Here is a 12,434-nt window from a genome sequence, read left to right on the forward strand (position 1 = left end):
GGTCGACACGTCGTGCCGAGCAGGCGATGGCTGCGCTGCTCCGGGCGGGCGTCCTGGTGGCCGCGACCCTGGCCCTCGTCGGAGGCACGCTGACGCTGCACGCCGGCCAGTTCCACAGTCCCGTGCTGGACCACGTGTTCCGCGGCCAGCCGCGGGCCCTGCGATCGGTGAGCGCCGTTCTCGCGGGCGCGTCGCAAGGCGAGGGGCCGAGCATGATGATGCTCGGCGTGCTCGTCCTGATTGCCACGCCCGTCGTGCGCGTGGCGGCGTCGGTCGCGTTGTTCGTGGCCGAGCGAGACCCCGTCTTCATCGGAACGACGCTCGCGGTGCTCGGCGTCCTCCTGGTCGGCCTCATCGGCTAGGCGGGCTGCCGGACCCTGCCAGGGCCACCCGCACGAAGCGGCGCTCGAGCCGCGAGGGTCGGGCCCCGCCGACCGGGCCCGGCAGTCCACACACCGCAGGAGGCTCGCTCGCCCTTGACCTCTCGCAGGGCGCCGTGCCGACGCGCGGCCACCGACCAACCGGCGTGCGTCCCTGGACGCACTGAGACCCGAATGCACCGGTCGTGGCGTGCCACCACACCGCGCACCGGCGGCACCTCCGGCGCGCGGCGCGTTTCCGGAGCGAATGCATCTCCCGTGACGCGGCACGGCGGGTGCACCACAGGGCGTCGGAGGTATCACGCACATGTCCACTCGATTCCTGTTGACCGCTCTGGCTGTACTGACCCTGTCGGGGGTCGCGCACGCCGAGACGCACTCCGATTTCAACAAGCAAGTCGACCTGTCCTCGATGAAGACGTTCGAGTTCAAGGCGCAGCGACGGTTCTCGAAGGACCCGGTGGCCGACAACCCGATCTGGGCCGACCAACTGCGCATGGCCATCCGCAGCGACTTCGCCGCGCACGGCATCAAGGAGGTCAGCGGAGGGAACCCGGACTTCTTCGTGGCGTTCTATGTCGGCCTCAAGGATCGCTACGACGTCCGCTACGTCGACTACGGCTTCCCGCTGTGGCACCGAGGCCTGCGCGGGGCGTGGGGATGGCCGCCCGCCTACGACACGTGGGCGGTGCCCTACACCCAGTCGACGCTGATCATCGACGTCATCGACGCCCGCACCAACCAGTTGGTGTGGCGCGGCTATGACAAGGACGCGATCGACCTCAAGAAGACCGAGAAGGACTTCGGCAAGGCCGTCGAGAGCGTCCTGAAGCGCTTCTACCGGGACAGCCGTCAGTCGTCGTAACCATCCATCCGCATCGAAGGAGAATCACCATGACACGTCGAGACCTCGCATGTTCCATCGCCACTGCCGTCGTGGCGCTGACCGTCTGCGCCGGCGCCCAGGCGCAGCCCAGCGATCGCCAGACCTTCCTCACGTTCAGCGGCCCTGTCGAAGTGCCCGGGCGCGTGCTGCCGGCGGGCAAGTACGAGTTCCGCCTCGTCGACGACGAGTCGAGCCGCGACATCGTGCAGATCCGCAGCGGCAACCGGGTCATCGGCACGTACCTCACGGTGCCGACCGACACCCTGAAGACGCCCGACAAGTCGTTCGTCACGTTCGAGAAGCCCGTCGCCGGGTCGCCGCTGGCGATTCGTGCGTGGTTCTACCCGGGCGATACCGTCGGGCAGGAGTTCGTGTACCCCAAGCGCCATGCGGTGGCGATCGCCAAGGCCGCGCAGCAGCCGGTCAAGGTGACGACCGACGCGATGGCGCCGCACATGAGCGCCGAGGAGCCGGCCGCGCAGCAGCAGGCGGTGGCCGCCCTGAAGGCTGCGCCGATTCAGGTTGCACGACCACAGGGTGACGATGTCGAGATCGTGGAGATGGCGCTCGTCGAGCTGCCCAGGACGGCGAGCACGCTGCCACTGCGCCTTCTCGTCGGGATCGCACTGATGGGCCTCGGGTTCGTCGTCGTCGGCCAGCGACGCGTCACGATCGGCGCGTAAGTCATGGAGCGCACCGATCGGCACGGGCACGCCGCCAGCCTCGGGTGGACGCTCGTGGCGATCGGTGTCTGCCTGACGGCGACGGCTGGCGCCACCTACTGGGACATGTGGGCGTTCCAGCAGGCGATGCGCCAGGTCGTCGCCAGGGAACACCGGGCGTCGACGTCGGCGGGCGAAGAGGCAACCGCGGGGCACATCGGGTTCCCGTGGATCCTGTCCGTCCCTCGGCTCGACCTGTCGGTCAGCGTCCTCGAGGGCACGGCGCCGGAGACACTGCAGGTGGCCGCCGGTCACATCCTCGGCACGGCGCGTCCGGGGTCACCCGGGACCACCGGCATCGCCGCCCACCGGGACACGCTCTTCCGGCCGCTGCGACGGATTCGCGCCGGGGATGCGCTGGAGATCCGGACGGCCGGACGTCGTTTCGGCTACGTTGTCACCAGCACCACGGTCGTCGCCCCCGGAGACACGCGGGTCCTCGCGTCGAGCTCCGAGGAACGCGTGGTCCTGGTCACCTGTTACCCGTTCTGGTTCGTCGGTGCGGCGCCCCACCGCTTCGTGGTGTTCGCCCGACGCGTCGAGTCACCGGTACGGCCGCCGGCACCAGGCCTTCGCCCGGAGGAACGATGAACATGCGCGTCACCACGAGTCGCTGCTGCATCGCCATGACGATCGCCTGGCTCGCGACGTCGGGCGGGCCGGAGGTCGGGGCGCAGGCGACCGAGACCATCATGTTGCGCGGCCGCGCCCAGACGCTGCATCTCTACGGCCGGCGCGGCGCCCCACCGGTCATCGTGTCGAGCGGCGACGGGGGATGGATCCACCTGGGACCGCAGGTGGCGGAGTTCCTTGCCAGCCGGGGCTTCTTCGTCATCGGCGTCGACGTCAAGGCGTACCTCGAGAGCTTCACCACCGGCGAGGCGACCCTGCGCCCCGAGGACGAACCCGGCGACTACAGGGTCCTGGCCCAGCATGCGGCACGGGGCGCCAGCGAGCGGCCGATTCTCGTCGGTGTCTCGGAAGGTGCAGGTCTCTCCGTTCTGGCAGCGACCGACCCGGCGACCAAGGCAGTCATCGGCGGCGTGATCGGCCTGGGGCTGCCCGACCTGAGCGAACTCGGCTGGCGTTGGCGTGACAGCCTGATCTACCTCACGCACACGACGCCCAACGAGCCGACCTTCAGCGCGACCAGCGTGATCGCCCGGGTCAGCCCTCTTCCTGTGGCGGTGATCCATTCGACGCGTGACGAGTTCGTGCCCCTGGCCGAAGCGCAACGGATCGTCGGGGCGGCCGCGGAGCCCAAGCGCTTCTGGGTGGTGACGGCATCGGACCACCGCTTCAGCGACAATCGGCCCGAGTTCGAGCGCCGGCTCGTCGAGGCGATCGAGTGGGTGCGGATCCATGCCCCGAAGTGACCCGATGGTGTCCGACAGAATGCGCCGCGCGGCGCCGATCGCCGTCAGCCTGGTGCTCCTCCTGGCTGCGCTGGACGTGCTGCGGCTCGAGCTGCGCATGCTGGCCTGGCACGACGTGTCGGCCGCCGTGCGCAACGTGCCTCCGTCGCGACTCGGGCTCGCCGTGCTGCTCACAGCCCTGAACTACCTGGCGCTCACGGGGTACGACGTGCTGGCGTTTGCGTACATCGGGAAGAGGCGACCCACACGACACATCGCAGCGGTCTCGTTCCTGGCCTACGCAGTGTCGAACAGCCTCGGTCTCGCGATGCTGTCCGGTGCCTCGGTGCGGTACCGCTTCTACACCCGGTGGGGAGTGACCGCCGAAGAACTCGGTCGCATCGTCTTCTCGTACTCGGTGACGTTCTGGCTCGGGCTGCTGGCGATGGGAGGCGTCAGCCTCATCGCGACGCGACTCCCGGCCGAGGTGCCGTGGGTAGGAGGGCATGCCTTGGCACCGGTGGGCTGCGTGCTGGCCCTGCTGCCGGTGTCGTACGTGATCGCGGCGGTGCGTCGACGCAGGCCACTGAGGGTGTGGCGGCTGCAGGTGACCCTGCCGTCGCCGCGTCTGGCGCTTGCGCAGCTCGGACTCTCGATGCTCGAGTGGACGCTGGCCGGGACCGTGCTGTACGTCCTGCTGCCCGCGGGAAGCATCCCGTTCCTTCCGTTTCTCGGCCTGTTCCTGGCGGCCGTCCTGGTCGGGATGGTGAGCCACGTCCCGGGCGGCCTCGGCGTGTTCGAGGGACTGATGGTGTTGCTGACCCGGCCGTACCTGCCATCCGCAGCGCTGCTGCCGTCGCTCGTGGCGTTCCGGGCTGTCTACTACCTGCTGCCGCTGTCGATTGCTCTGGTCGGCCTGGTGGTCGACGAGGCCCGGCAGCGGCGGGGCCAGGTGGCCCGGCTCGGCAAGGCGGCGGGACGCGTGACGGTCCGGCTCACCCCGGCGGTCCTGGCGGTGTTCACCTTCGCCGCCGGGCTGATGCTGCTCCTTTCCGGGGCGACGCCCACCGCTCCGGGACGGCTGCAACTGCTCCACCAGTACCTGCCTCTGTCGATCATCGAGGCCTCCCACTTCGTCGGCAGTCTCGTGGGCGCCGGTCTGGTCGTTCTGGCGCAGGGCGTGGCGCGACGCCTCGACGCGGCGTATTACGCGGTGGCGCTGGCGATCGTCACGGGCATGGTGACGTCGCTCCTCAAGGGGTTCGGCTACGAGGAGGCGGCGCTGCTGCTGCTCGTGCTGGCGCTGCTGCGGGTGGCTCGCCCGGCCTTCGACCGCCCGGCCTCGTTCTTCGACACGCGCTTCTCTCCGCCCTGGATCGCCGCCGTGGTCGGTGCCGTCGGTGCGTCCGTGTGGTTGGGCCTCTTTGCGTTCGACCACGTGGATTACTCGCACGAACTCTGGTGGCAGTTCGAACTGCAGGGCGGCGCGCCGAGATTCCTGCGCGCGTCGGTCGGCGCCGCGGTCGTGATTGCGCTGGTCGCCCTGCGGCACCTCACGTCGCGGGCGCCGTACGCGGCCCCGCCGGCTACCGATGCCGATCTGATCGACGCCGACCGGGTCATCGCCGCGCAGTCGGCAACCTCGGCCTTCCTCGCGCTCCTGGGAGACAAGTCGCTGATGTTCAACGACACGCGGAGCGCCTTCATCATGTACGCGGTGCAGGGGCGCACCTGGGTGGCTTTCGGCGACCCCGTAGGCCCGCCGTCGGAGGCCCCGGCGCTCATCCACCGGTTCCTCGATCGATGCGCCGACTTCGGGGGCGTGCCCGTCTTCTACGAGATCGGCAAGACGCGCCTGCACATGTACGTCGACCTCGGGCTCGGCTTCGTGAAACTCGGAGAAGAAGGCTGCGTCGACCTCGCGCGGTTCTCGCTCGAAGGCGGCCGTGCTGCGAAACACCGGCAGGCGCTGCGCCGGCTCGAGAAGGCAGGTGCCGCCTTCCGCATCGTGGAGTCGCCGGACGTCGCTTCGGTGATCGACCAGCTACGCGCGGTCTCCGACGATTGGCTGGCCGCGAAGGCGGGCGCCGAGAAGGGATTCTCGCTGGGCTTCTTCGATCCCCGCTACCTGCGTCGCTTCCCGATCGCCGTGGTCGAGCGCGACGGCCGCATCCTCGCCTTCGCCAACCTGCTGCCGGGCGCCGATCGGCAGGAGCTGTCGATCGATCTCATGCGCTACCACCGGGATGCACCGACCGGCGTGATGGAGGCGCTGTTGGTGCACCTCCTGGTGTGGGGGCGCGCGCATGGCTACCGTCGCTTCATGCTGGGGATGGCTCCGCTCTCCGGCGTCGAGGCCTCGCCCATCGGGCCGTTGTGGCACCGATTCGGGGCCTTCGTGTACGAGCACGGGGAGGCGGCCTACCACTTCCAGGGTCTGCGCGCCTACAAGGAGAAGTTCGATCCGGTATGGGAGCCACGGTACCTCGCCTACCCCGGCGGCTTCCGGCTGGCGCGCATCCTCGCGGACGTGTCCGCGCTGATCGCCGGCGGATACCGGCACATCTTCGGCAAGTGACCATGCAGGCGTGGACCGACACCGCATCCGGATTGGCCCGCGTGGCCATCGTCCCGGCCGCCGTCGGGTGGGCGACTGGCGCGGCCCTCACGTGCTACGTCGTGACGGGACTGCTCGAGGCGATGGCCATCCGGATCCTCCGACCAACGGCGCTGGAGCTCGATTGGATCAGCGATGTCCTGCCGTCGGCGGCGCTCGGCCTGTCGGTCCATCTCTGGTTGCACCTCCGCGCCACCCGAGTCGCCCTGACGGATCGGGAGCGTGCCCAGTTGGTGGTGGATACGCAGTTGGCGCTGGCCGCGGAGATGCAGCGCCGGTTGCTGTCCCCGGTTCCCGAGCCGGACGACGGACTGGAGTGGGCGGTCACCCTTACGTCGGCCAACACGATCGGCGGCGATTTCTACGACGTCATCGAACTCGACCCGCATGTGCGCCTGCTGCTCGTCGCGGACGTCTCGGGGAAGGGGATCGCCGCAGCCATGGCCCTCACGCTGGTGCGCTCGACGTTCCGGCGCCTCGCCAAAGAAGCGCACGACCCGGCGCAGCTTGCCGAGAGGTTCTCCGCCGCTCTGCACGACGAGTGGCATGGCACGCCGTACGTTACGGCCATCGTGGCCCGGTTCGATCTCGTGTCGCGCAGCGTGACCTACACCAATGCCGGCCACCCGCCGGCGCTCCTCGTGCGTGGGCACCACGCCAGCAGGCTCTCGCACGGCGGACCTCCTCTCGGCCTGCTTCGCGACGCGGCGTTCGCTCAGCAGCGTCTCGCGATCGCACCGGACGACCTGTTCGTCCTCGTGACCGATGGCGTCTCGGAGGCGCTCGAGGAGCCCGGCCGCCCCTGGAGCGCCGCGATCCTCGACGTGCTCGGAAGCGACACGGCCCAGCCTGCAGCAGCCGTCTGCGCTGCGGTGGCCACCCTCGCCGCGCACGGCAGCGGCCCTGCCGAAGTCGAGGACTGGAACGACGACCGGACGGTGGTCGTCGTGCGGGTGACACCAGGGCCGACGGCGCATGCAACGGGTTCGACGATGAAGGAGGACACATCGGTGTCTCCCTCTGGGGCACCGCTGACCGCGTGACGGCCTGCGCCGCGCCAAGCCGCGCCGCCGCACCGCGTCGCAGGCGACATGCCCAGCATGTGGACACCGACCACCCCGGCGGCTCGCGACACGACACTCGCGCGCGACGGTCGCGGCGGCACAAGCCCTGACCACTCGAAGCGACACGAACCGCAGCGGGCCACCGCGAGCCGATCACGGTCGGCCCGGGCACGACGCCGTGAACGGTGGAAGAATGAGCCGTGACCAAGACGCTGCTCCTGCTGCTCGGAACCCTCACCCTCGTTTCCTGTCGCGCGGCGGAGAAGCCGCGCATCGCCATCGCCGGCCTGGCGATCGAGTCGAGCACCTTCTCCCCGGCGACGACCGACGAAGCGGCCTTCCACGCCAGCACCGGGCAGGCCATCCTCGACACCTACCCCTTCTTCTCTGGGCCGGCATCGCTGCGCGACCGCGCGGTGTGGCTGGGCACGGTGCAGGGACACGCGCTGCCAGGCGGCGCGGTGACCCGCGAGGCCTATGAATCCCTGATGCGCAAGACGCTCGACGGCTTGCGCGCGCAGCTGCCGCTCGACGGGCTGTTCTTCGACATCCACGGCGCCATGAGCGTCGTCGGCCTCGACGACCCCGAAGGCGACATGATCGCGAGGATCCGGGAGGTGGTGGGCCCGAAGACGCTCATCTCGACGTCGATGGACCTGCACGGCAACGTGTCGTGGCGACTGGCGGCCGAGTCCGACCTGATCACCTGCTTCCGCATGGCGCCGCACGAGGACGAGGTGGCCTCCAAGCAGCGCGCCATCGAGAACCTGCTCACGCGCCTCGAGAGCGGCAAGGGTCGGCCCGCGTACAAGGCGTACATCGCGATCCCCGTGCTCCTGCCGGGCGAGAAGACCAGCACGCGGATCGAGCCGGCCAAGAGCATCTACGCCGCCATCCCGGCCATCACGGCGCGCCCCGGCATCATCGACGCCGCGATCTGGATCGGCTACGCCTGGGCCGACGAACCCCGCAACCATGCCGCCGTGATGGTGACCGGCGACGACGAGGCCGCGGTCAAGACGGCGGCGGAGAGCCTCGCCGCCAGCTTCTGGCAAGCGCGCACGAAGTTCGAGTTCGTCGCGCCGACGCTGTCGTACGAGGCCGCGATGGACCGCGCGCTGAAGAGCGACAAGCATCCCTTCTTCCTCAGCGACATGGGCGACAACCCGACGGCGGGCGGCGCCGGCGACGTCACCTGGACGCTGACGCGCATCCTCGAGCGCCCCGAGTTCCAGCGGCCCGACGGTCCCTCCCTGATCTACGCCTCGCTTCCCGGGCCGGAACTGGTGGCGCAGGCCGTCAAGGCCGGCATCGGCGGCAAGGTGTCGGGCACCGCTGGGGCGGCCGTCGACAGTCGCTATGCGCCGCCCGTACGCATCGAGGGAACCGTGACCGCCATCCGCCAGGGCGACAAGGACGCCAAGACCGAGGTGGTGATCAGGACCGGCAGTGTCAGCGTGATCGTGACCGCGCTGCGGAAGCCGTATCACTACGAAGCCGACTTCACGCAGCTCGGGCTCGCCCCGCGCAAGGCCGACATCGTCGTGGTGAAGATCGGCTACCTGCAGCCCGAGCTGTACGACATGCAGGCGGACTGGGTGATGGCCCTCACGCCCGGCGGCGTCGACCAGGACCTCGAGCGCCTGCCCTACAAGCGCATCACGCGGCCCATGTATCCGCTCGACAAGGACATGAAGGAGCCGGACCTGTCGGCCAGGTGGGTGCCGACCTCTGACCGTTACAAGTGACGCGTCGGCCACTCGAGGGCGTAGCCGTCGCCCTTGGGCGACGGTCAACGGTCCGTCCCCTGCGCGTCGGCCAAGGCCGACGCCTACACCTCTGCGACGTTGGGTGTAGCCGTCGCCCTTGGGCGACGGACTGCGTTCCGCCCTCAGCTCTCCCGCGTGTGGTGCAGCAGCAGGTCGAGCGCGTCCTGCATCGAGCCGGCGCGCGTGACCTCGCCGGCGTTGATGAACAGGATCTCGTCGGCGTTGGCGATGGTGTTCAGGCGATGCGCGATGATCACCCGTGTCGTCGACGACGGCAGGTCACGCAGGATGCGCTCGAGCAGCTGCTCGGTGACCGTGTCGATGTTGGCGGTCGCCTCGTCCAGAATCAGCAGATCCGGCTCGCGCAGCACGGCGCGCATGAACGCGACGATCTGCTTCTGCCCGAGGCTCAGGCCCTGCCCGGCCGACGTGACCGGTGTCGCCAGCCCCTCGGGAAAGCGCTCGAGCAGTGCGTCGAGGTGCGTCGCGCCGATGCGTGCCGCGAGATCCTCGTCCGAGAGCTTCAGCAGTCCCTCGTGGCCATACACGAGGTTGTCTCGCACCGTCCCCGTGAAGAGGAACGGCTCCTGCAGGATGAAGCCGATGCGCGCCGCGCGCTCGGCGGCACTCACGCTGCGAATGTCGCGTCCATCGAGCAGGACACGACCGCCGGTCGGGTCGTACAGGCGGGCCATCAGGAGGGCGGTCGTGGTCTTGCCGCCCCCGGTCGGTCCCACCAGGGCGTACGTCCGTCCACGCTGGAACTCGAAGCTCACGTCGCGCAGGACCGGAGCGCCCCCGCCGTAGCCGAACGTCACGTGCTCGAACGCGAGCAGGGGGCCGGACACCGCCTCGACTGCCGGCGCCTGCGGCATGTTGCTGTCCAGCGAGAGGACGGCGGAGATCCGGTCGAGGCTGGCGAGCGCGAGCTGGAACGACGACCAGAGCGCCGCCAGCTGGCGTAGCGGCATGTAGAAGCTGTTCACGTACAGCAGGAACCCGATCAGCAGGCCGACGGTGAACCGTCCGGCGGAGATCAGGTGAAACCCGTACGCGATGACCACGATCTGCGCCACGTGCAGCGCGAGACCGTAGAGCGGCAGGAGCACGGTGTTGGCGATGCCCGCGGCCACCGACGCCCTGAAGTTGCGGTCGTTGGCGACCGCGAACTGCTGCTCGAAGTAGTCGACGCGGTTGAACGCGAGGATGACGCGGAAGTTGCTGACGCTCTCCTGCACCTCGCCGCTCAGCGCACCGAGGGCCTGCAGGCTGCCGAGGTTCTTTCGCTGCATCCAGCCGGCCGTGAGGCGGGTGATCGCCAGGACCGCCGCGGCCGGCGCAAGCGCCGCCAGTCCCAGCCGCGGATTGAGTGACAGCAGGAACAGTCCGGCGCCGATCATCACGATCACGTTGGCCGCGAACTGGACGAGCGCCTGCGAGAAGAACTGGTTCAGCTTGTCGGTGTCGTTGTTGATCCGCGAGATCAGGTCGCCGGCCTTGTTCTCGTTGAAGAACTCGAGCGGCAGGCTCTGGAGCTTCGTGAACAGCGTGTTCCGCAGGTTGAACAGCACGAACCGCCCGACGCGCCCCATCTGCTGCGCCTGGACGTAGGTGGCGACCAGGCCCGTCAGGTAGGCCACCAGCAGCAGCGCCGCCGAGGTCAGCACCCCGTGGAAGTCGCCGCTCCTGATCGACCGGTCGACGGTGCGGCCGATGATCATCGGCCCGAGCAGACCCATGATCGCGCCGACGACCGTCGCGGCGAAGGCGACGACGAGACGACGATGCTGATCGGCGAGCACCGGCGCGAGGCGAGCCAGCGCGCCGAGAATCGACGGGCTGGCGATCGCCTGCGCGGTGCTAAGCCTGTACGGATTCGTAATGGCTGGTGCTTCGCTGGGACTCATGAATCTGCACGTACTCCGGACAGCTCGCCAGCAGTTCCTGGTGCGTCCCCGTGGCGAGCACTTCCCCTTCCATCAGCAGCACGATCTGCTCGTAGTCCTCGACCGGCGCGATCTTCTGCGTCACCGACACGAGCGTCAGGCCGGGGTACAGCCGGCGCACGTTGTCGAGAATCATGCGCTCGGTCCTGACGTCCACCCGCGCCGTGAAGTCGTCGAGCAGCAGCACGCGCGGGTTCAGCGCCAGCGCCCGCGCCAGCATGATGCGCTGCTGCTGTCCGCCAGACAGGCTGCTGCCACGCTCGGCGACGACCGTGTCGAGGCCGTCCGGCAGGGAGCGGACGAACTCGCTGAGCTCGGCCGCGGCGATCGCCTGCTCGAGGTCGGTGTCGCTGACGGTCTTGCTGAAGCCGATGTTCTCGCGCAGCGTCAGGTTGAACATCGTGGTGTCCTGGAAGACCAGCGCCACCTGCTGGTGCAGCGTCCTCCTGTCGTACTCCTCGATGTTCCGGCCGTCGTAGGTCACGGTGCCGGCGGAGGGCGCGATCAGTCCCGTGAGCAGGTAGAGCAACTGCGTCTTGCCTGCCGCCGTCGGGCCGATGATGGCGGTGCGTGTGCCGGGCTGCACGCGCAGGGACACGTCCCTCAGCGCCGGCTTCTCGCCGAACATCAGCGTCACCCGGTCCAGCGCGATATCGCCGCGCAGGTTCGCGACCACCCCACCCCGGGCCGCCGGCGGCGGCGCCGCGAGCACCGCGCCGATCCGGCCGTACGACGCGCTCGATTGCGCGATCACGTTGCTCATGAAGCCGATCATGATGACGGGGAAGATCAGGATCGCGAGGTAGCTGTTGAAGGCGGTGAACTCGCCCAGCGTCATCGATCCGCCGATCACGAACCGTCCGCCGATGATCAGGATGGCCAGCGTCGCGAAGTTGGTGCAGAACATGATCATCGGAATCAGCCAGGCGAACAGGCGCAGGATGCGCAGGCTGATGTCGCGCGCGTCGGTGTTGGCGGCGAGGAACCGATCGTACTCGTACTGCTGCGAGTCGAGCAGCCGGACCAGCGCCGCGCCGAGGATGCTCTCGTTGATGACCTTGTTGAGCACGTCGACGGCGCCCTGCGCCCGCGTGAAGAGCGCCCGGACCCGCTTGAGTACCGCCTGGAAGGTGATGCCGATCACCGGCAGCACCGCCAGCACCACGAGGCCGAGCTTCCAGTTGATCGAAAGGAGCAGCGCGCTCGCGCCGAGGATGAGGAACACCGAGGCGACGATCGTGCCCACCGCCTGGGCGACGAACAGCTTGACCGCGTCGACGTCGGAGGTCAGGTTGGTCAGCAGCGTTGCGGTGGTCACCTGCTGGATGTAGCCGAGTGACTGCTTCGCAAGCGTGGACGCGATCTTCGTGCGCAGGTCGCGCGCGACCCGCTCGGCGGCCACGGTCTGGGCGATGTTCTGCAGGTACGAAAAGACGAACACGCCGATCGCGACGAGGGCGAACTCGAGGAGGAGCGCATTCGGCACGTGGCGACTGGCCGCGAAGGTGTCGATGGCGCGCGACAGCAGCGTCGGGACCGCCAGGCTGAGCGCGTTGCCGGCGATCGTCAGGCACACGATCCCCGCGACCAGGGGGCGATACGGCGTGAGCAGCGAGGTGAGCGTCGGTCCGGCCGGCCGGGCGGAGATCGTCCCGGCGTCGGCGGCCGCGCGGGTCGTGTCGGCCACGGGCTGGC

The 12,434-nt window shown here is 69.2% G+C and carries 10 protein-coding genes; 8 read left to right on the forward strand and 2 right to left on the reverse strand.

The genetic code is table 11. The features are described from left to right. Nucleotides 1-26: 26 nt before the first annotated feature. The 8 genes from TBR22_RS21320 to TBR22_RS21355 all read left to right on the forward strand — a co-directional run bounded on the left by TBR22_RS21320 (nucleotide 27) and on the right by TBR22_RS21355 (nucleotide 8,772). The gene (locus tag TBR22_RS21320) at nucleotides 27-362 is read left to right on the forward strand and encodes a DUF1634 domain-containing protein (RefSeq protein WP_239489854.1); all 336 of its coding nucleotides are present in this window, start codon (nucleotides 27-29) and stop codon (nucleotides 360-362) included. Between the two features lie 325 nt (nucleotides 363-687). Further along, nucleotides 688-1,245, forward strand: coding sequence for a DUF4136 domain-containing protein (locus tag TBR22_RS21325; protein ID WP_239489855.1), 558 nt, complete (start codon nucleotides 688-690; stop codon nucleotides 1,243-1,245). A gap of 29 nt (nucleotides 1,246-1,274) precedes the next feature. After that, nucleotides 1,275-1,949: a hypothetical protein gene (locus TBR22_RS21330; protein WP_239489856.1), complete on the forward strand. Its 675-nt coding sequence runs from the start codon at nucleotides 1,275-1,277 to the stop codon at nucleotides 1,947-1,949. A 3-nt stretch (nucleotides 1,950-1,952) separates the two neighbouring features. Then, complete coding sequence (locus TBR22_RS21335) at nucleotides 1,953-2,579, forward strand: class D sortase (protein ID WP_239489857.1); 627 nt, start codon at nucleotides 1,953-1,955, stop codon at nucleotides 2,577-2,579. Next, complete coding sequence (locus tag TBR22_RS21340; protein WP_239489858.1) at nucleotides 2,576-3,364, forward strand: alpha/beta hydrolase; 789 nt, start codon at nucleotides 2,576-2,578, stop codon at nucleotides 3,362-3,364. Before TBR22_RS21335 ends, TBR22_RS21340 begins: the two co-directional genes overlap by 4 nt. A 4-nt stretch (nucleotides 3,365-3,368) precedes the next feature. Next, nucleotides 3,369-5,921 (forward strand): bifunctional lysylphosphatidylglycerol flippase/synthetase MprF, encoded by a 2,553-nt coding sequence (gene mprF, locus TBR22_RS21345; RefSeq protein ID WP_239489859.1) that lies wholly within the window; start codon nucleotides 3,369-3,371, stop codon nucleotides 5,919-5,921. Between the two features lie 2 nt (nucleotides 5,922-5,923). Further along, nucleotides 5,924-7,003 (forward strand): PP2C family protein-serine/threonine phosphatase, encoded by a 1,080-nt coding sequence (locus TBR22_RS21350; protein WP_239493514.1) that lies wholly within the window; start codon nucleotides 5,924-5,926, stop codon nucleotides 7,001-7,003. 221 nt (nucleotides 7,004-7,224) lie between these two features. After that, entirely contained in the window at nucleotides 7,225-8,772 is a 1,548-nt protein-coding gene (locus tag TBR22_RS21355) for a M81 family metallopeptidase (RefSeq protein WP_239489860.1), read from the forward strand. Nucleotides 8,773-8,915: 143 nt separating this feature from the next. Here the strand turns inward: TBR22_RS21355 and TBR22_RS21360 are convergent, their stop codons facing one another. Together TBR22_RS21360 and TBR22_RS21365 are read right to left on the reverse strand one after the other, a co-directional pair. Next, the gene (locus TBR22_RS21360; RefSeq protein WP_239489861.1) at nucleotides 8,916-10,700 is read right to left on the reverse strand and encodes an ABC transporter ATP-binding protein; all 1,785 of its coding nucleotides are present in this window, start codon (nucleotides 10,698-10,700) and stop codon (nucleotides 8,916-8,918) included. Further along, nucleotides 10,654-12,426 (reverse strand): ABC transporter ATP-binding protein, encoded by a 1,773-nt coding sequence (locus tag TBR22_RS21365; RefSeq protein WP_239489862.1) that lies wholly within the window; start codon nucleotides 12,424-12,426, stop codon nucleotides 10,654-10,656. The genes TBR22_RS21360 and TBR22_RS21365 overlap by 47 nt, the downstream gene beginning before the upstream one ends. Nucleotides 12,427-12,434: the final 8 nt, after the last annotated feature.

Origin of the sequence: Luteitalea sp. TBR-22 (assembly GCF_016865485.1) — a bacterium.
Lineage (GTDB): Bacteria > Acidobacteriota > Vicinamibacteria > Vicinamibacterales > Vicinamibacteraceae > Luteitalea.

What these genes read in the sequence shown, in the direction of transcription:
- TBR22_RS21335 (WP_239489857.1), top strand. Translation starts at nt 1,953, where the DNA reads ATGGAGCGCACCGATCGGCACGGGCACGCCGCCAGCCTCGGGTGGACG.
- TBR22_RS21330 (WP_239489856.1), top strand. Translation starts at nt 1,275, where the DNA reads ATGACACGTCGAGACCTCGCATGTTCCATCGCCACTGCCGTCGTGGCG.
- TBR22_RS21340 (WP_239489858.1), top strand. Translation starts at nt 2,576, where the DNA reads ATGAACATGCGCGTCACCACGAGTCGCTGCTGCATCGCCATGACGATC.
- TBR22_RS21325 (WP_239489855.1), top strand. Translation starts at nt 688, where the DNA reads ATGTCCACTCGATTCCTGTTGACCGCTCTGGCTGTACTGACCCTGTCG.
- TBR22_RS21320 (WP_239489854.1), top strand. Translation starts at nt 27, where the DNA reads ATGGCTGCGCTGCTCCGGGCGGGCGTCCTGGTGGCCGCGACCCTGGCC.
- TBR22_RS21360 (WP_239489861.1), bottom strand. Translation starts at nt 10,700, where the DNA reads ATGAGTCCCAGCGAAGCACCAGCCATTACGAATCCGTACAGGCTTAGC.
- mprF (WP_239489859.1), top strand. Translation starts at nt 3,369, where the DNA reads ATGGTGTCCGACAGAATGCGCCGCGCGGCGCCGATCGCCGTCAGCCTG.
- TBR22_RS21350 (WP_239493514.1), top strand. Translation starts at nt 5,924, where the DNA reads ATGCAGGCGTGGACCGACACCGCATCCGGATTGGCCCGCGTGGCCATC.